Genomic DNA, 21,237 nt, shown 5'->3' on the forward strand with positions numbered 1-21,237 from the left:
GCAAACTTGATTATGCTTGAATTTCTTCTGCAATCATTTCTGCTTCTGTTTCTTGTGCTTTCATCTTTTCTGATTCAAGTTCTAATTCGTATTCTTTCTTGTCCGCAATTTTCAAGAATGGATACCACATAACGATACCAATCAACATACAGATCACCATCAAGATCGTGTAGTTGACGCCACCTGAGAATGGCATTTTAATAAATGTTGGTGTCGTCCATGGCAATAAGCTCATTGTTGGATTCAAATTGATCGGCAAAATCGTTGTAGTTAGTCCCCATGTCACAAAACCAGCGATCAGTTGAGTAAATACTTGTGGAATAAAGAATATCGGATTCAAAATAATCGGCATTCCAAACATGATTGGTTCAGTAATATTGAAAATCGATGGGATAAAGGATAATTTACCTAATTGTTTCATTTTTGCTGATTTGCTGCGTATCATGAAGAATGTGACAAAGCCCATGAACCCAGCCGCATACATGCCCATGTAGATAACTGATGGAACGAGATAAGGAAGTTCTTGTCCTTGTTGGTATGCCGCAATATTTGAAACGACCATTGTCATACTGATTGCCCCAAGAGGTCCTTGTAACACAGCATTGTGGATACCGAAGAACCATAGCACCGCCAAAACTTCCATGATAATGATGATAGACAGTGGACTAGCGACCAATGAATTCAACGGCGCGTTCACCACATCAATAAAGAATTGGAAGATTGATCCAGACGCCGTTAAGCCAAATAATACGCGAATGATAAAGACGAGAACAAAGATGATCGTAACGACGAAGACTGGAGCCAAAGATTGTGTCACCATTGGCGGTACACTGTCTGGCAATTTGATCATGATGTTTTTCTTAGAAAGAAAGGCATAGAAACGAGTAACCAATAATGCCGTCAACATACCAATAAAGAGTCCTTGGCCTCCTAAGAAGTCCAATTTCAATGCGCCAATCGTTTGTTCTACGGCTTGACCATCTTGCATCACAGTTGTAGCAATCGTTTGAGGCATCAGCATGATAAAGCTGGCTAATGAAATTATCGCTGAGTTCCGTTCATTTGAACCTAACTGTTTGGCATATGAATACGCTAAGCTGTAGACAACATACAATGCAAAGACGCCAGTAGCACCATTAGTGATGGCTTCGACATGTTGAAAAATACCGATTTTCGTTAAGTAGTCTGTCCAACCAGGAATTGGGAAGTTCCCGACGATCGTAATGAAGGCGATCCCCAACGTAATCGGACTGGTACGAATAAACCCTTCCATCAATGCAGCTAACACTTTATTTTGTTGTAGCTTTTGAGACAATGGCAATAATCTGCTACTTAAAATTGCTTCTAATTTTTCCATGTTTTTTACACTCCTTCTCTTATACTGTCACAGTTAGTGACTCTTCTTTTCCATCAATCGCTAAAACGAGCTGATAGTTTCCTTTAGTAATATGTTTTTGTCCTTGATTATCATAAAAGGCAAGATCTGCCAGCGATAGTTCGATGTTTAAGGAACGTTCTTCCAGTGGTCCCAACGAAACAAATGCACTAGCCACCAATTGTTTTATGGGGCGTACGATCGTTGCTGGTCGTTGGTTCAAATAAATATGAACGACTGTGTCGGCCCTGAGAGCCGATTCATTCAAAACTTGACATTGTAATGTGATGGTTTGATCATTGACCTCACTGTCCAGCCATTTTCCTTGGAACGAGCTATAGCTAAGCCCTTCACCAAACGCAAACAATGGGTCATTCGACTCGTCCCGATATTTAGAGATAAAGCGATCTGTTGGATTAGCCGCTTTTAAAGGACGCCCTGTCGAAAGCTGTGCCCCATAAATCGGGATCTGCCCTTCACTTCTTGGGAAAGTCATTGTTAACCGTGCAGATGGATTTGCTTTTCCTGTCAATAGATTTGCGATACCGATGCCCCCCATGATTCCGGGATACCAAACGAGTAACAAACTATCGAACAGTGGTTCCACATTTGTCAAGACCAGCGGGCGCCCTGTGTATAGTACACCAACGATTGGTTTGCCTGTTTCCTTCAGCGCTTTGATTAAGCGAACTTGTTTTTCCGGCAGGTGCAGATTCGCTCGAGAAGCGCCTTCCCCGCTTTCTAAAAACTGTTCGCCAAACGTCAAGACGATCACATCGGCTGCTTCTGCGGCTGTCACGGCTTCTGTCAACAATTGATCAGCTGGCTCGATCGGACCATTCAGCAGCTCAATCCCAGCTTTTAGGGGACCAAACCCGTCATAAGAGTCAAACAAATTGTAGCCACGAGCAAATTGAACTTGCTCGGTGGATAAGTTCTTCAATAATCCTTCTTTTAACGGAACAGCATCTTGCGGTTTTCCACTGACGGATGCCCAGAAGCCTAAAGTCAATCGGCTTTCTCCATAAGGTCCGATCACAGCGATTTTTTGGTCTTTTTGCAAAGGAAGACTGCCATTGTTTTTCAGCAGTACGCTGCTTTTTTCAACGAGCTTGACTGCTAAAGTTTTGGCTGCTTCTGTTAAGATTTTACCAGTTTGCTCACTATGCAAGCCTCGGTAAGGATCTTCAAAAAGTCCCAATTTATTTTTTAGTTCCAAAATGCGCCAAACCGCTTCATCCAATAATTCTGCGAAGGCAGGCTCTTTGATTAATTCCGGTAGATGTGTGGCGTAGACCGAAGTCATCATATCAAAATCGACGCCTGCTTCCAATCCTTTTTTGGCTGCTTCTCTGTCATCCGCAGCATAGCCGTGTGGAACTAGTTCTTTGATTGCCGCGTGATCTGAGACAAGAACGCCATCAAAGTCAAAGCGTTCCCGCAAAATTTCTCGATTTAACCACTTGCTACCAGTTGACGGTTCGCCGTTCAACACATTGAAAGCTGTCATGACTAACATCGTTTGTGCCTCGATCGCTGCTTGATATGGCTGCAAATATTCATTGAACAGACGCTGGTTGGACATATCGACAGTGTTATATTCTCGACCACCTTCTGGAGCACCGTAAGCTGCAAAATGTTTGATACAAGCTGCGACATGATTCTCAGGGACACCCTTGCTACAATCTCCTTGGTAGCCAGTCACAACACTCTTGGCAAATTGTTTCGCGGTATACACATCTTCTCCTGGCGATTCCATCACTCGACCCCATCGTGGATCACGAGATAAGTCCAACATTGGTGAGAAAATGACATGCAAGCCGTTAAAATAACTTTCTTTTGCTGTCATTTCAGCGGCTTGTTGAATCAAATCAAAATCATATGATCCAGCTTGTGCTAAAGGAATTGGAAAGATCGTCCGAAATCCGTAGATCACATCTGACATGAATAGTAAAGGGATTTTGTGCTTACTGTTCTTCATTGTTTCTTCTTGCAATTGTTTTAATTTTGCAAAATCGTTTACATTATAAATCGAACCAATCTCGTAAAAGTTCAACTCTTCTGGTAAACCCAGATCTTGCATCGGACCTGTATCCATTACATCGTTTTCTATAAGTAAACTTCCGTTAAGTTGGATCGTCTGGGCCACTTTTTCTGCGGGGGATAATTGCAAGAATAGCTTTCTTAATTCTTTTATGTCCATGTTGTTTCCTTTCTGTAAGCGTTTTAACATAATGTATTATAAAAAGAATTCATTGGTTTTTATACTAAATAATTAGCGTTCATAGCAAAAAATTCGTTGCTTCTCAAAAAATTTGGCTTATACTTGGGGTATGCGCAGGGCTAAAATGATTCCCAGCAATCAAGGCATCAAAAAGGAGTTCAACACATGAATGTCGAAAGTATCAAAACAGCCATGGATCTTCTTTACCGTAAATACTTGATTCCCATGATGTTATTAGACGAAGAAGGTGGCTTGCTGCACCCGGAAAGTTCTTGGCAGACAAAAAAGCCCATCAGCCACTATTTAGAAGCAGCTGACGGACAATCCGTGACACTTTACCATTTTGGGAAATATATGCTAGGGTGTTTTCAATTTCAATTGGAAGGCAAACCCTGTTACTTAATGATTGGTCCTTGTGGTGTGATCGGGACACCAGAAAACTCCTGTGTGTTTCTAGGGCACGAATACCATTACAACATTCACTACTCGAAAGAAGACAAGTATTCATTTGAAGAATACATTCAATTAGTACATACCTTGTTTGCGAATCAGCCTTTAGTTCAGGAACAATTGCGCTGGCATTACCAAACAGAGCCAGGTAATCGATCGATTCAGACTGATTTCAATTTAGAAGCCAACCTCTACGATCGGCGTGTTCATGAATCAACCTTTGATTCCTATCATTTTGAGTTACGCTATCTTGACTACATCAAGCGGAATGAACCAGAAAAAGTTGCCTGGGTCTTCAATAAGATGAAAGAAACCTATAGTGTCTCTTTATCTCCTTTTGAACTGGAGGGTTTGAAATTAAAATTTTCCGCTTTTGTGGCTGTGGTCACCCGCATGAGTATTGATGAAGGTGTTCCTGTCAATCAAGCATTCGGATTGTCTGATTCATTGATCCAAGGATTGATCTACATCCACTCGGCAGACGAATGCCTGCGTTATATCAAAGAAGCCACCTATCGTTTTATGGAGCTATTGCACAGTTATCCTTTAGCTCAGAAATCATTGCTAGTCAAAACAATTGTCAACTATGTCGATGGCCACCTCTATGAAAAAATCACCATCGATGATTTAGCGGATATTACTCAAAAGCATAAGACCCATCTTTGCGGTCAATTCAAAAAAGAAATGAACAAAACGATCCATAGCTATATTCAAGAAAAGAAAATTGCTGAAGCCAAACATCTACTCTTATTTACGGATCATTCTTATGAAAAAATCAGCACTTTATTGGCTTTCTCCAGTCAAAGCCACTTCATTCAAACTTTTAAGAAAATCACTGGGACAACCCCAAAAGAGTTTAAAAATATTCATTATGCTCATGCTTTGAGTTAATCACACTAAAATCAAAACAAATAATAGGAATCTTTCCTGACGTTGATAATCCTAAACACTTTTCATGGCGTTAGGTAGAATAATAGCCAAAAAGTCCCGAAGGTCTTAGTGGAAGTATCACACACTTGCAGTGTGCGACAAAATGCTCTGACTTTGCCAGAACGCTTCCACTTAGTCCTTCGGGTATTGATTTATATTGAAATTCTTGCTGCTTATTTTACTCTATCACCTGGATTATCGTGAGCTATCCGTCACACCAATCGCCGCCCATGGATTATGATCGACATCATAGGCCCATGAGAAATTCGTTACACGGTCAGAGACCGGCAAGATCTCACTCCGGAACAACGTTGGAATCGCAAAGGCTTCTTCAAATGCGTATTCTTGCCAGGCATCAAAAGCCTCTTTCCGTTTGTCCTCGTCAAACGAAGCATTCGAGTCGATGGCAGCTAGCAACTCAGTATTTTTTTCTGACTGATACCGCGTATAATTGAACGGCGAATTTGGTCCCCACAATCCTGTTGGCGAAGGGTCAGATCCGGTGTTCCAAGCACCCATGAAAACATCAATGTCTGGATCATCATTTTCCAATTTGTCATAAAATGCTTGAAAATCAATCAAGCGTCCAGTCGAAAACTGAACATCCAAACCGATCTCGTTCCACTGTTGTACATAATAATCGGCTAATGGTTGAGCAGTTTCTCCGCCAGACATAGAAGCAAAATTGATCGTTAGTTTATTACCGTCTGGATCTTCACGGAAACCATCTCCATCGGTATCGATATAGCCAGCATCATCAAGTAGCTGATTGGCTTTATCCAAATCTAACGTATACCCTTTGATTTCTTCGTTATGCAAAGAACCGAAAACTGGCGGGATCAATGTGGTGGCGTTTGTGCGCAATCCATGATAGAAACGTTCACCGATTGCATCGTTGTCTACTGCATAACCCATTGCTTGACGCAATGCTTTGTTCGCCATTTTAGAATCAGGATCATAAGCAACCGTTTTGTTCTCAGCATCCCATGTTCCAAGTTTAAAACCAAGATAAGTGTAAGACTGCTGTAAACGACCAAGCATTTGGTACCCATCAGTATTTTTGTAAGAATCAAAAGTATCAGTTGGCATCGACAGGGCTAAATCATATTGCTTGGCATTCAGTGCCTCATTGATGGAAGCAGACGGTACACCTCGGAGAACGATCTTATCTAAAGTTGGTTTTTCCCCATAATAGTATTCGTTGGGAACATATTCTACTGTTTCACCGGCCACGATATTGCTCATCACATACGGACCAAAACCAATGGGATTTTTCCGAACCGGATCGCTTGATTCCATGTCTTTGATTTCAATTCCTTCAAAGGCATGTTTCGCTAATGCAGACATCCAGACGCCTCCGCCTGATTGCATCATTCCCGGGTGAACTTCTTTGTATTCGATTTGAACAACTTTATCACTGACAGCGGTGATTCCAGAGATGGTATCTGCTTCTCCTGCGTGGTATTCTTCCATACCAATCACATTTGTAAAGTCATTATCATAACGAATCCCTGTATAATCTGCGTGGCCAATCACTTCATAAGCAAAGATCACATCTTCCGCTGTTACTTCTTCTCCATCCGACCATTTCAAGTTGTCTCTCAGTGTAATGGTGGCAATTTTATTTTCTTGGTCCAATTCTAAATCAGCAGGTCCCCCGTCCACAATCTTAAAGTCATCATCATTTAAAAATAAGTATTCATGACTAGGGGACATAAAATGCCGATCATAGGTATCTTGATAGAACTTCCATTGAAACAATCCTTGAAACTGTGTATCCATCACAACTGCCACATCTAGGGTTTCTCCTTCGATAGGATCACCATCATTTTTAACTTCTAGTGGCATATTTTCTACATTGTTTGCTGTTGTATCCTCTGTTCTCTGTGCCCCTGTCGAGTCTGTTTTGTTATTTTCCTGGCCGCATGCGCCTAGAACAAAGACTGACATAAGTGTAATCAAGCCAAACCGATATTTTTTCATAACTTCCTCCTTAGTCTTACCCGATAATGGTCCACTGATTTGTTTTTCCTTCTAACTTCCAGGTTGATTCTTAAACTTTATTTAGCTATACAAAAACAAAATCCAACCGGTCAAGAAGGCGACTATCTCTGCTGACCAATACGCCTGCTCTCTCACTGCGCTTAAATTAAAAAATAAAGAGAGATTGGTGTTAATTATAGCAAGTTCCCTCATTTTATATACGTCATTATTTTCAGCGACCGCTGAAATTTTTGATTGAAGGAAGCGTTGCTATTCATTCATAATTAGTTTTGCCATTCATTAACTTTTTGGATTTCTTGATAACGCAGTTTCTCTTTTTTCATATTCGAGCCAAATCTATCTCGTCTTCTATCAAAGGTACAAATGTGTAGTCTTTTGATAACCCATTCTTATCTCAATCTAAAAAAACAACAAAAAAACTTTTTTCAACAATTTAAGGTATCCCGTAATAAATCAATCTATGCTAACATAAAAAAAAGGAGGATTTATGGCACATAAAAAAATCTTTTATCAAACAACGAATAAGTCTTTTGCACCGATTTCGCAATTGTTGACACAACGATTACTGATTGCTTACAGCATCCTTTTGATTGCTATCGGTTTACTCAGCACACCCATGAGTGATCTATGGGACGGATCGTTGCGAATCTTGACTTCTCCTAGTAATCTCGTCTCGGACTACTTTGCCATCGGTAATTTAGGTAGCGCTTTTATAAATAGCGGTGTATTAACATTGATAAGTGTCCTATCCACGAAAACCGAAGGAAATAGTGTCACTGGACCGATGATCGCTGCTTTTTTTACCATTTCCGGATTTTCTTTTTTTGGCAAAAACTTATTCAACTCGATTCCAATTCCATTAGGCGTCTATCTCTATGCACATATCCAGAAGAAACCTTTTGGACATTATTCACTGGTTGCTTTATTTGGAAGCGCAGCCTCTCCAGTTATTAGTTATTTAGCATTTGGGATGGGCTTGTCATTATGGATTGGTATCATGCTAGGATATGCCACAGGAATGATCTTAGGCATTCTATTGCCGCCGCTAGCAGCACAGTTTTTGCACTTTCATCAAGGGTTTTCCTTATATAATATTGGCTTTGCCGCTGGTATCGTGACGATGTTCTTTACAAGTTTTATCCGTCTCTTCGGAGGAGATATCACCACCCCATCACACTTAACAACTGAATACAATCAATTTTTGCTTTTCTTTTTGATCGGCTTATGCGGTCTGCTTTTTTTTACCGGCTATTTATTGAATCATCGTTCTTTTCATGGATTGGCTCAACTCTTTGATGTATCTGGTAAACTGGTGACAGACTTTGTTACCATTTTTGCATTAGGCGTCACACTCATGAATATGGCGATCATGGGAATACTGTTGATCCTATTCATCTACTTCTTGGGAGGAGAACTTTCTGGCCCATTGTTAGGGGCTGTTCTGACAGTGATGGGTTTCAGTGCTTTTGGAAATCATTGGAAAAACAGTCTGCCGGTTTTGATTGGCGTCGTTCTCGCGACACGTATAGGCTTTACCACCGAGGTTTCGACTTTCCAGCTGCTGTTGACTGCGATTTTTGGAACAAGTTTAGCACCGATCAGCGGTTATTATGGACCAATTGCAGGAGTTTTTGCCGGGATAGCCCATGCGGCTTTAGTAACTAATATTACCTACTTACATGGCGGGTTGAATCTTTACAATAATGGTTTTTCCAGTGGCTTTGTGGCGGCAGCTATGGTACCTTTGTTAGATGAGATCAACCAAATCAAAAGGCGGATGAACCAATGATAGAAAAGGAACAAGCACGGCGGATCGTGGATGAAGTGGTCACCTACTTTCTTTCCCTTGACTGCCTCCATATTACTACTGAGATGTCCTTCGAAAAGACAGGATTTCGAGCCATTATTGCTGGGACTTGTCCAGAAGAACCTAGTGATTTAGCCTTATTTGCGGAGATGTTGAATACGCCCCGAGACATTGCACTAGAAAGTTATTACATTGAACTTCTAGGCGGACACCAATCGATTCATGAAGAAAAAGACTTTTATTTATTAGGCTTGTTGATTGATGAAGCAACGATCAGTTACGAGAATGACCACTTGATCATCACTTTGTTTCGAAAAAAATACTAAAGGCCATGGAATCTCTTTGTTGAAGGAGACTCCATGGTCTTTCGTTTTCACTGATCTCTTGATACAAATAATGCGTTGAAAAGTTAAACTTGCAGCTAACAGCTCTCATCACATAGGATGGAACCATGCTATTGCTTTCATGACAAAAATGAAAGTTTATTGATAGGTTTTTCACACTACAATTGTTTTTACGCCAGCTATAATTCTCTTTAGACTTTACAAACTAAAGGAAGTGAAAATAGATGAAAAAATTTTGGATCGGCCTGGGTATCCTAGTAATCGTTTTGTTTGCCGGGCTGCAAATTGCTGAGAAAGTCATCATGGGCGGTCAAACTTACTATGTTCAGATCACGACCGATGGCGAAAAGATCGATACCGAAGACGATCGAGGCAATCAAGTGATCGAATACAAATATGAACTACCTGGTTATGACAAAGACGCAAAGAAGAAAAATCTTGAATTCTTAGCGATGAAAGATCGTCCTTTGAAAAAAGATGCTTACTTAAAAATTACCTGGAATCAAAACAAGGGCGTGACTTCCTATGAAGAAGTACAAAAAAATGAGATTCCTGAAAAAGCGTTGAACCAATTAGAAAGTGAACGGTGATGAACAAATGGCAAAAATTATTGAAGCAAATGAATTAACGAAAGTTTACGGCAAAAACAATGAGAAAAAAACCGAAGCCCTAAAAGGGATCAGCTTTGCAATCGATAAAGGCGAGTTTATTGGTATTATGGGTGCTTCGGGTTCTGGTAAATCAACATTATTGAATATTTTATCCACATTGGACCATCCATCTTCCGGAAACATCCGCATCAACGAAAAAGATATCACCAAATTACGCGGTGATGCATTGGCAGACTTCCGCAGTAGAGAAATCGGCTTTATCTTCCAAGATTTCAATCTACTAGAAAATCTAACGGCTTCCGAAAACATCGCTGTGCCTCTCTCCTTACAAGGCGTGCGACCTAAGAAGATCAAACAGCTCGTTCAGCAAATTGCGCAACGCTTATCCATCAGTCAAATCTTGGACAAATATCCTTCCGAGATCTCTGGTGGTCAAAAGCAGCGGGTAGCCGCTGCACGAGCATTGATCACCGAACCAACGATTTTATTTGGAGATGAACCAACAGGTGCATTAGATTCAAAAAGCGCGAAAGACTTATTAGATATGATGGATGATTTAAACAAAAATGACCAAGTATCGATCTTACTCGTAACACATGATCCTTTATCAGCAAGTTACTGCAAGCGAATCTTATTTATCAAAGATGGTAAGATCCATCAAGAAATCAAACGAAATAATCAATCCCAAGAAGACTTCTATCGTCAGATCTTAGTCATCTTAGGAAATCTGGAACAGTAGGAGGATAATGACATGCTTTGGAAATTATCACTTACTGGTATCAAAGGCCGCTTAAAAGACTATATCGTCTTATTTTCTGGTCTAGTTATGGCTTCTGCCATCTTTTATATGTTTCAATCAATGGCTAGTAATGAAGAATTCTTAAAAAATAATTCAACGATCGGTGTCGTTGTCATTATTTTTCACTTTGGAACGGTCTTGCTAGGAATCATTACATTTGCCTACATTCTCTATGCCAATTCTTTCCTAATGTCGATGCGGCAGAAAGATTATGCTATGTTTATGATGTTAGGAGCAAAAGGCCGGAAAATCGCCCAAATGATCTTCATTGAAACATTTTTTGTAGGGATTATCGCAACTATTACTGGTGCTTTAGCAGGCATCGGATTGACGAAAATTGTCAATGATCTTTTAGTACAACAGTTAAATATAAAGATTACTCATTTTTCGCCATTCAATGTAAAAGCACTTGTGATCACACTGGTCTTTTTTGCCATTCTCTTTCTGATCGCAGCAATCGTCAATGCCGCGGCCATTGCCAAAAAAGCCATCTTGGATTTATTGAGAGAAACTAGCACTCCTGCACAAATCAAGCAAAAATTCCCATTCTTATTGATTCAAACTCTCTTGGGGATCGTCTTTCTTGGAATCGGTTATTATGTTATGGGCGATCTAATGAAATTTCAACTAATTGGTATTGCGATTGCCTTAGTCACGATCGTTTTAGGAACCTATCTAGTTTTTCGCTCTGTGATCGTATTAATTTTGACATTATTAAAGAAATCAGATGCCATCGCACTGAAAAAATTGAATAATTTCACTTTGTCTCAGTTAAACTTCCGTATCCGTGACTATACACAGATGCTCTCGTTAGTATCGATGCTGTTCGCACTAGCACTGGGCGCATTAACCGTTGGTCTTGGTTTCAGAAATGAAATCCCCAAAATGGCCAAAGCGATGACCTCTTATGACTTGGTTCTGAATAATGCCCAAACTGTCGACCAACAAAAAATCGCGGATTTACACCCAACATTGAATGTCAGCTATCGACAAAAAGAAGATGACACAGCCGTTTATTACATTCAAGAAGAATTTGACAAAGATCCTTTGATCGTTACAGAACAGGGAGATCTTAGTCAGAGAAATAGTTATCGATCATTAAGTGGCCAAGCGATTGCCGCTGACGTAGCGGAACAAGATCAACTGCGCAGTTTTGAATTGCCAGAACAGCGAGGGAAAGAAATCAAACTGCTTTCTGCTAGTGCTTTTGAACAAGTGACTGCCCCAGAAACGACCTTACAAGTGATTCAAGTCAAAGACTTTGAAGCTGTCTTACCTCAATTAACGGCACTTGCTAAGCTGGATCAAAAAAACAACCCCTCCTTAGCTGGAGAAAGCAATTTTATGCAGCGAGCAGATGCCTATGACATTTTCAATGGTGTTTTCTCAGGTTTTGAATTTATGGGCTTCTTCCTAGGGATTGCCTTTTTAACGATGTTAGCTAGCTGTTTGATGTTCAAAATACTTTCAGGAGCTAACAGTGATATCCTGCGTTATACCATGCTTAGAAAAATCGGTACCCGTAATGCACTCTTGAAAAAGTCCATTCGCAAAGAGATCGGCGTTCTTTTCTTAGTCCCAGGACTATTAGGAATCGTCCATGTTTTATTCGGTCTGCAAATGTTCAAAATGCTGTTGAGTGATCCTTATGATCAGATCTGGATACCATTTACGATTTTTGTTGCCCTTTATGCGATCTACTATCTTTTAACGGTATGGCTCTACACCAATATTGTTTTAAAAAATACCGGAAAACAATAAGAACTCCCAAAATGAACACAGTGAATAGACAGCAAAAAAACCAATGTCAAGTGAAACTGACGTTGGTTTTTATTTTGATCTGAAACACTTGTCTTTGTTTTCGAAAATGAGCTGATTTTCTCAGCAATATCCCTTTAACAGCTTCTATGTCAACGCATGCTTTTTTATTGGATTCAGTTGGTTGATTTATATCCAAGATGCATGGCTACAGTACCTCCACTATAGCTTTTGACAACTATATTAGTCAGTCCTGCTGATTGAAAGTAGCGAGCTAATTCTTCTTTGCCAGGAAAACTTCTAGCTGACTCTTGCAACCAAGAATATTCTTGGTAACTTTTAGCAAACAGTTTTCCTAACAGCGGCATAATGAATCGGAAATACGCATAATACAGATGCCGCCAACCAATTAAAGTGGGCTGTGATGTTTCCAGACAAACCACTTTTCCGCCAGGTTTTACGACCCGCTGCATTTCTTTTAGAACGGTTACAAGATCAGGAACATTTCTCAGACCAAACCCGATCGTCACAGCATCAAACGTATTGTCTACAAAAGGAAGTGCCATTGCATTTCCTTGCATCCATTCGATCTTTGTCTTTTGCTCCGCTGCTTTTTTCTTTGCCGCAGCAGACATCAAGGATATCATTACCTGCTTGGACTTGCATCCGTTTCATCGTATCTTTTCGCCAGCGTTTATGTTGTTGAAAAGAAATCACGGTATTCATCTGGTCATAGTTCTCCGCAACACGCTCAAAAACGTGATGGACACGTGCTTCCTTGCCTTTGTCGCCTATCAACCTCTACACCATCCTTTTGCCTTCCAATCACGCAACCTGCGTAACCAAACGATTGAAAGCTTTTTCCATTTACTACAAAATTTAGTGTAGCATGGATAGTCAAAAAAGAAAAAATTCCTGTTTAAATCTGCCTATTTTCTACTAACGTCTCTATTCTTTTCGCTCTCAGACTTCGTGTCTCTACAACCATTAACCATTCGTAGAATTGTTGGTAACGCAGCAGAAAGGCTATATAGATTTAGGAACATTTCTGAAAAAGGCTCCTGCGACATGGACACATCGCAAAAGCCTTCTCTTATGGATCAGCAATTATTTGCTTTGGTCTAGTTTCACCAGTTACTGATTTTTTTTCTTTCTTGATTTGAAGAAACCAAGACCACCGATCGCAACCAGTGCAGCACCGATCATTGATGCAAACCAATTACTTTCACTGCCAGTTTGCGGCAAGTATTTGCCCCCACTATTGTTACGATTGATGTTGTTGCCACCGCTGATGTTCCCATTGCCGATGATATTGATTCCACCGTTATTGCCATTACCGATATTATTTCCTCCGGCATTGCCACCATTGTTATTACCACCGCCAGCGTTGCCGCCACCAGTATTGCCACTGCCAGTATTACCACCGCCAGTATTGCCGCCGCCAACTCCAGCAACCGGAACTGTTACTGTAGCAGCTGCACTGCGGTATTCTTTGCCACCAGCAACGACACTAGCAACAACATACAAATTATCTTTTGGCTCGACGCGATTGGCTGCTACTACGATCCGGTAATTGCCTTCACTGTCTGTCGTACCAGTGCCCACCACTTCTCCTTGAGCATTAGTGATTTCAATGGTTACATTTGGATCAGCTTTCCCCGTAACCGGATACCCAGATGATTCATTGCCGCTGATGGTTGCAGTAGGTGCGGCAACCGTCACGGGACTAACGACGATACTCATCGGATCACTGACATATTTCCCATCAGTTTGTGCAGTAGCCGTCAACACATCTCCTTCCGATAGCTCGGCTACATTGATACGCCAATTGCCAGCTTCATCCGCTCTTAATTCAAGTGGTGCGGCAAAGGCACGGGTGGTATTCATCCCACCTAGAATTCGCGCCATCACTGGAGCTGCTTCATTGATGGTCAGAATGACTGAAGAACCTGGCTCTGCGGTTCCGCTGACTGTTTCGTCCCCGGCAATCGCTGGATCAATGAGTGGCGTAGCCGTTTTTTCCATAGGTACTGTGATTGGTGTATTGCCACTGCGGTAGTCTTTGCCACCAGCGGTCACAATCGCTGCGACATTCAAGTTTTCTGCTGGGTCCACTTGATCTGGCGCAATCACGATTCGGTAATTGCCTTCTTCATCGGCTGTGCCGGTACCCACCACTTCGCCTTGTTCATTAGTGATTTCAATCACTGCATTAGCCACTGTTTCCCCAACAACTGGATAGCCATCGGTCTGATTGCCGTTGATCGCTGCGGTTGGTGCATCCACTGTCAACCCATCCACCGTCACTGTGATTGGTGCACTTGGATCCTTGCCATCGGTTTCTGCCACGACAGTTATAGTGTCGCCCTCCGAAACTTCTGGTACTTCAGCGGTCCAGTTGCCTTCCTCATCTGCTTCAACGACCACAGGATCTTTGTCGCCATTTGTGATGGTGACAGTGGAACCTGGTTCTGCTGTTCCAGTGATTGTATCGTCTCCGGCTGTGACGGGATCAACTGTTGGACTCGTTGTTTGATTCTCTTTTGGCACAGTGATCGGGGTGTTACCGCTGCGATAGTCTTTGCCGCCAGCTGTTACGATCGCTGCGACATTCAGAGTTTCTTCTGGATCTACTTGATCTGGCGCGATCAGGATCCGGTAATTGCCTTCTCCGTCAGTAGTGCCAGTCCCTACTACATCCCCTTGCGCGTTAGTAATTTCAACTGTGGCATCAGGTGCTGCTTTACCAACAACTGGATAACCGTCAAGCTCATTGCCGCTGATGGATGCGGTTGGTGCGGTAACCGTCAGTCCATCCACCGTCACCGTAATTGGTGCACTCGGATCCTTGCCATCGGTTTCTGCCACAACGGTTATGGTATCCCCTTCGGAAACTTCTGGAATATCAGCAGTCCAATTGCCTTGGTCATCCACTTTAACGACGACGGGATCTTTGTCGCCATTGGTGATGGTGACGGTTGAACCTGGTTCTGCCGTTCCACTTACAGTTTCATCACCAGCTGTTACAGGATCAATCGTTGGAATTCCTGTTTGGCTGTCTTCTGGTACAGTGATCGGCGTGTTGGCGCTGCGGTAGTCTTTTCCACCAGCAGTTACGATCGCTGCGACGTTCAAGTTTTCTTCTGGATCTACTTGATCTGGCGCGATCACGATTCGGTAATTGCCGTCGCCATCAGTAGTGCCAGTCCCTACCACATCTCCTTGAGCGTTGGTGATTTCAATCGTTGCATTTGCTGCTGCTTTACCAACTACTGGATAACCAGCAAGTTCGTTTCCGCTGATCGATGCAGTCGGTGCTGCAACATTTAACCCATCCACCGTTACTGTGATTGGTGCACTTGGATCTTTCCCATCGGTTTCTGCCACGACTGTTATGGTGTCCCCTTCGGAAACTTCTGGGATGTCAACAGTCCAATTTCCTTGATCATCTGCTTCAACGACGACGGGATCTTTGTCGCCATTGGTGATAGTGACGGTTGAACCTGGTTCTGCCGTTCCGCTGATTGTCTCATCACCGGCTGTGACGGGATCAATCGTTGGTGTGGTCGTTTGGTTTGCTAAAGGCACGGTAATTGGTGTTGCCCCACTGCGATAGTCTTTTCCGCCAGCGGTTACGACTGCCGTCACGTTTAAGTTTTCTTCTGGATCTACTTGATCTGGCGCGATCACGATCCGGTAATTGCCCTCGCCATCAGTGGTGTCAGTAGCTACGACATCCCCTTGCGCATTGGTGATTTCAATGGTTGTATTCGCTGCTGCTTTACCAGTCACTGGGTAACCATCGCTCTCATTGCCGCTAATTGACGCGGTTGGTGCAGCAACAGTGATTCCTCCAACCGTGACACTGATCGGTGCGCTTGGATCTTTCCCCTCCGTTTCTGCCACAACGGTTACCGTATCACCTTCGGAAACCTCGGGCACATCCGTCGTCCAATTTCCTTGATCATCTGCTTCGACAGTGATTGGAGTTTCTCCGGTGACTGTAATAGTTACTGTTGAACCGGGTTCTGCCGTTCCGCTGACTGTCGTATCACCGGCACTAACAGGATCAATCGTTGGTATTGCTGTTTGATTTTCACGATTATCGGTTGGCACAACAACTGTCGTTGTTCCGCTACGGTAATCTTGCCCGCCAGCAGTCACGATCGCTGTCACATTCAAACTTTCTTCTGGAGCCACTTGATCTGGCGCGATCACGATTCGGTAATTGCCTTCTCCATCGGCGATACCAGTGCCAACGACTTCTCCTTGCGAATTTGTGATCTCAATTGTTGCATCAGCGGTTGCTTTGCCGACAACTGGATAACCATCAGTCTCATTGCCGCTGATTGAGGCAGTCGGTGCTGAAACAGTCAAACCGTTAGCAGTTACACTGATTGGAATACTTGGATCTTTTCCAGCCACTTCTGCTACCACCGTGACTGTATCGCCTTCAGAAACTTCCGGTACATCCGCCGTCCAATTTCCTTGACCATCTGCGACGACTGACACTGGATCTTCCCCATTCACCGTCACTGTGACCGTTGCATCTGGCTCAGCAGTTCCACTAATGGCTGTATCCCCTGCCGTCACTGGCTCGATCGTTGGTGTCTCCGTTTGATTTTCACGATTATCTGCCGGCACGACTACTGTAGCCGAAGCACTGCGATAATCATTCCCGCCAGCAGAGACGACTGCTGTGACATTCAAGTTCTCTTCTGGTGTGACTTGATCTGCCGCGATCTCAATACGGTAGTTGCCATCGTCATCTGCAGTACCACTACCTACGACTTCTCCTTGGGCATTGGTGATTTCAATGCCTGCATTCGCAGTTGTTCGACCAGCTACAGGATAACCATCTCTCTGGTTACCAGTAATTGATGCAGTTGGTGCAGAAACACTTATTCCGCTGACGATGACACTGACGGGTGTACTTGGCTCTTTATCACCAGCAGTAGCTACCACAGTCACTGTTTCGCCTTCGGTAACTTCCGTTACATTTGCGGTCCAATCCCCTTGGTCATCCGCAACGACCGTCACTGGCTCTTCTCCACTGACAGTTACCACTACATTGGCATTCGGTTCAGCTGTACCGCTGATCGTTTGATCCCCAGCATTCACCGGGTCGACCGACGGCGTTTCAGTTTGGTTTTCTTGACTATCTACTGGCACAACAACTGGTGTTGCTCCACTACGGTAATCTTGCCCTCCGGCTGTCACAACCGCTGTAACATTCAAGTTTTCTTCTGGGGCGACTTGATCTGGCGCAACTACGATCCGATAGTTGCCAGCCCCATCCGCAGTGCCGCTGCCGACAACGTCTCCTTGGGCATTGGTGATTTCAATTGCTGCATCAGCAACCGTTGTTCCGACTACTGGATAGCCGTCTGTTTCATTGCCGCTAATCGTAGCAGTCGGTGCCGCAACGGTCAAACCGCCAACACTCACGTTTACTGGCGCACTTGGTGTCTTTCCATTAGCTGTGGCTATGACGGTGATTGTCTCTCCTTCAGTCACTTCTGACACATCAACTGTCCAATTTCCTTGATCATCTGCAACTGCTGTGACTGGTTCTTCCCCACTTACCGAAACCGACACGGCTGCTCCAGGTTCCGTTGTTCCGTTGATCGTAGTATCACCAGCCGTCACTGGATCAATCGTCGGCACAGTTGTTTGTTCCGCCGTATCATCGATTGGAACAGTGATTGCTGTTTCTGGACTAGTGTAGTCTTGACCACCAGCCGTCACGATTGCTTTGACATTCAAGTTTTCTTCTGGGGCGACTCGATCGGGGGCAATTACGATGCGATAGTTGCCGTCGCTGTCAGTCGTTCCACTGCCGACAACGTCTCCTTGAGCGTTCGTGATCTCAATCGCTGCATTCGGCGTTGCTTTCCCAATGACCGGATAGCCGTCTGTTTCATTGCCACTGATGGAGGCTGTAGGTGCTGCAACGGTCAAACCTGCGACACTCACTGTCACTGGCTCGCTTGGATCTTTGCCATCTGCTTCTGCCACTGCGGTCACTGTTTCCCCTTGAGAGACTTCTGGCACCTCGGCTGTCCAGTTGCCTTGGTCATCCGCCACTGCTGTGATTGGCTGCTCATTTCCGATAGTCACTGTTACCGTTGAATCTGGTTCTGCTGTTCCGCTGATAGTGGTATCACCAGCCGCAACAGGATTGATAGTTGGTGTTTCGGTTTGTTCTGCTGCAGGTTCTGCTGCTAACCAGATGGAATTATTACCATCCTCATCAGTAAATAAATCAAGTGTGAGTAGATTAGATTGAGAAAAAGTACCTGCAAATCGAGCTTCGTATGGATTCGACGGATTCGTCACACCATTTGCAATCAGCTCTGAAGTTGTCGGTATTGTCACCATCGTCGGCATCACAACTGTCGTTTGACCTAATACAGAGGCCGCTGCGATCTGATCAGCAAGATCTGTCGTTCCATTCAAGACAGCTTGTGCAGCATCAACAGTAACATTCAGGGTGTCTTTCGCTGTGTTGACTGTTTCTTGGACAAGTGCGTTCACGCCGTCGATCAATGAGCCAATTCCCGGAATATTACTTGCTCCGTCCAAGATACTCACTTGGATTTGCGCCTGTTTCAAGTTCTCCAAAATGGACTGGATTCGTTGATTGACCACGACAAATATACCGTCATCCACATTGGCGATCAAGGCGCGTTCATTGTCTGTCAAACCAGCAGGCACTTCAAAATCAGCTTGCCCGAATTGTCCTAACTGGTTTAATAAATCCAATTGTTCATAAATTTCATCTAGATTAACGGATACTACTTGACTGATATCAACGATGGAAGCTGCTGCATACAGAGGATTTGGTAAACCGCCAATCGTTCTAGGAATTTCTAGTGCATCTGCCAAATTCTGATTTACCAGTGCATCCACTGTCGCTGCCAATGTGTCAATAGCGGGAGTAATCGTCCCAATCAGTGTTTGGATAGCGGCAATATCTCCAAGTTGCAAAGTGACATTTGTTGAAACCCGGGTATTGCCATTTGGTTGTACAAAACCAGTCAATCCTTTTGGCACACCAATGATCGCTACTTTATCGCCATTTAAAACATCAAGAGCCACCGCATCCGATCCACTGATGGTAAAGTTGATTGGGTTGGTATCTCCAGGATTTGAATATGGCGCTGAAGCACTTGTTCCAGAATCATTTGATGCTTGAACGTTGCTAAAAATCTCAGCAGAAACCAATGATGCTTCTGCTGTCCTTGGTGCCCACAACAATGTGGTGGGAACAACCACAGAACTAGTCAGTAGCATCCCGCTGACTGTTAAATTCGCCAGTAGCGATTTTTTGTTTAATGCGCGTCTTTTTCTCCTTGAATTCATTATTTTTTTATAGTCATTGCCCTTCATTCTTACTCCTCCTATTCAAATAAATACAACCAACAAGAGTGACCAAACAACTTTGGCATTCGTTTTTTGATGTTCGCTATGATCACATATCCGTAGAAAAAGATCACAAACAAAAAACGTTTGCAAAAATAAAAAAACACCCATTCAAATACTCGAAAAAAACGCAACTAAATATTTCAAAATATCAGAACGATTTCAGCGTCTTTTTATGATTAAATAACTAAAAAAATTAATTATTTAAGCAAATTCTAGCATTTTTATTTTTATACAACAAATTATTAACACCACGAATAATTAAAAAAACATCCTGTTATAAATAAAATAACGAAAACCTTTTATTTTTATATTTATTATTAATTATTTATTACCTGGGGCTCCATTTTGCAAAAAAACTCATTATAAAGAGTTTATTTTGATATTATTTCTTTTTATTAACAAAAATTAGAATTATTTCAACACTTTAAGAATACGCTTTCAATTTTTCTTCTTGTATTTCTTTTGTCAAAAAGTGAAATCAGAATTATTTTCTGAACAGTATTTTGTTTTTTTAAAATCATTTTAAAAAAACAGAAAAAAAACTTAAAAACGAGGATTTTCACTACTTTCCCCTTCAAAAACCGTTGCCAAACAAATAAGCCGCCTGAAATCGTGAATGATTTCTGGTGGCTTAGGCCTTTTTATAAGTTGCTTCTAAAGGATCAATCTTGTAATTTCTTGTGCATAAACAGCGTTGCTTCTCGATAGTCATAGAAGATTTTTGAGAAGGCCATCAAGTCCCCTTCTCTCAGGTAACTGTCATCTCGTACAATCAAACTAGGGCTCCCTGCGTCCATGCCAAAAAAAGCCGCTTGTTTAGCAGTCAGTAATTCACAGCGGATAAATTTGTCGATGAAACTGACGGTCAATCCCTTTTCCTGTGCAAAGTATTCAAACATGGAACCATAGATAGCAGAATCAGGAATCTGGCCAACGATATCTGCTAGATAATAGGACTTCTCAATTAGATAAGGCTGATCATCTAGTGTGCGAAATCGTTCGACTTCTATAAAATGCTGATCCTCAGAAAATCGTTGGTGGCTTGGCGAAAAATCGATCTCAGTTTGGGAGACTAACCGTTGGGTTGCTTGAACGGTTTGAATCAGTTTCCCTTCTCTGGCAAGATCTTCGGTAAACCCAAGATCACTTTGGACTGCTTTCTGCTCTTGCGTCAATTGATCGTGTACATAGGAGCCTCTGCCTTGAATTTGGTAAATATAGCCGCGTTTACTCAATCTGCTTAGTGCTTGCCTTAAGGAATACCGAGAGACTTGATAGTGTTCCATCAATTCTTTCTCGCTAGGCAACTTTCCGTTGCGATCAGCTAAATCCTTTTTTTCGATTCGTGCGATTAAATCTGCAGCTAATAAATCGATCGTCCATTGTTTTGTCATTTCACTTCTCCCCCAATGTTGTACTACTCCTATTTTACCGCAAAAGCTATTGCCTTAGTGGGAATCTTTATTTCTTTAATATCATGAAGACAAAAGAAAACCCAGCTAAGACA

11 protein-coding genes and 1 pseudogene are annotated in these 21,237 nt (G+C 42.5%); 6 read left to right on the forward strand and 6 right to left on the reverse strand.

The window, feature by feature from the left end; all coding sequences use genetic code 11:
• Positions 1–10: 10 nt before the first annotated feature.
• Together FE005_RS14905 and FE005_RS14910 are read right to left on the reverse strand one after the other, a co-directional pair.
• Positions 11–1,357, reverse strand: a complete 1,347-nt coding sequence (locus tag FE005_RS14905; protein ID WP_138372094.1) for a PTS sugar transporter subunit IIC — start codon at positions 1,355–1,357, stop codon at positions 11–13.
• A 19-nt stretch (positions 1,358–1,376) separates the two neighbouring features.
• Positions 1,377–3,578, reverse strand: a complete 2,202-nt coding sequence (locus FE005_RS14910; RefSeq protein WP_138372228.1) for a glycoside hydrolase family 3 N-terminal domain-containing protein — start codon at positions 3,576–3,578, stop codon at positions 1,377–1,379.
• Between the two features lie 186 nt (positions 3,579–3,764).
• Between FE005_RS14910 and FE005_RS14915 the strand changes: the two genes are divergently transcribed.
• On the forward strand, positions 3,765–4,940 hold the full coding sequence (locus FE005_RS14915) for an AraC family transcriptional regulator (protein WP_138372095.1): 1,176 nt from the start codon (positions 3,765–3,767) through the stop codon (positions 4,938–4,940).
• Positions 4,941–5,174: 234 nt separating this feature from the next.
• Here the strand turns inward: FE005_RS14915 and FE005_RS14920 are convergent, their stop codons facing one another.
• Positions 5,175–6,962, reverse strand: coding sequence for an oligopeptide ABC transporter substrate-binding protein (locus FE005_RS14920; RefSeq protein ID WP_138372096.1), 1,788 nt, complete (start codon positions 6,960–6,962; stop codon positions 5,175–5,177).
• A gap of 508 nt (positions 6,963–7,470) precedes the next feature.
• Between FE005_RS14920 and FE005_RS14925 the strand changes: the two genes are divergently transcribed.
• The 5 genes from FE005_RS14925 (at position 7,471) to FE005_RS14945 (ending at position 12,305) form a co-directional block, all read left to right on the forward strand.
• Positions 7,471–8,772, forward strand: coding sequence for a DUF1576 domain-containing protein (locus tag FE005_RS14925; RefSeq protein ID WP_138372097.1), 1,302 nt, complete (start codon positions 7,471–7,473; stop codon positions 8,770–8,772).
• A complete protein-coding gene (locus FE005_RS14930; protein WP_138372098.1) occupies positions 8,769–9,116 on the forward strand; it encodes a hypothetical protein in 348 nt (115 codons plus the stop codon). Before FE005_RS14925 ends, FE005_RS14930 begins: the two co-directional genes overlap by 4 nt.
• A gap of 242 nt (positions 9,117–9,358) precedes the next feature.
• Positions 9,359–9,724: a YxeA family protein gene (locus FE005_RS14935; RefSeq protein ID WP_138372099.1), complete on the forward strand. Its 366-nt coding sequence runs from the start codon at positions 9,359–9,361 to the stop codon at positions 9,722–9,724.
• 7 nt (positions 9,725–9,731) lie between these two features.
• A complete protein-coding gene (locus FE005_RS14940) occupies positions 9,732–10,484 on the forward strand; it encodes an ABC transporter ATP-binding protein (RefSeq protein WP_138372100.1) in 753 nt (250 codons plus the stop codon).
• Between the two features lie 12 nt (positions 10,485–10,496).
• Positions 10,497–12,305 carry an FtsX-like permease family protein gene (locus FE005_RS14945; RefSeq protein ID WP_138372101.1) on the forward strand — a complete coding sequence of 603 codons (1,809 nt, stop codon included), beginning with the start codon at positions 10,497–10,499 and terminating at the stop codon, positions 12,303–12,305.
• Positions 12,306–12,478: 173 nt separating this feature from the next.
• Here FE005_RS14945 and FE005_RS14950 read toward each other — a convergent pair.
• The 3 genes and pseudogenes from FE005_RS14950 to FE005_RS14965 form a co-directional block, all read right to left on the reverse strand.
• Positions 12,479–13,100, reverse strand: a pseudogene (locus FE005_RS14950) (demethylmenaquinone methyltransferase).
• 336 nt (positions 13,101–13,436) lie between these two features.
• Entirely contained in the window at positions 13,437–19,694 is a 6,258-nt protein-coding gene (locus FE005_RS14960; protein WP_254696987.1) for an Ig-like domain-containing protein, read from the reverse strand.
• Between the two features lie 698 nt (positions 19,695–20,392).
• Positions 20,393–21,124 (reverse strand): GntR family transcriptional regulator, encoded by a 732-nt coding sequence (locus tag FE005_RS14965; RefSeq protein WP_138372103.1) that lies wholly within the window; start codon positions 21,122–21,124, stop codon positions 20,393–20,395.
• Between the last annotated feature and the right edge of the window lie 113 nt (positions 21,125–21,237).

The organism is Enterococcus sp. M190262, from assembly GCF_005843965.1.
Taxonomy (GTDB): domain Bacteria; phylum Bacillota; class Bacilli; order Lactobacillales; family Enterococcaceae; genus Enterococcus_D; species Enterococcus_D gallinarum.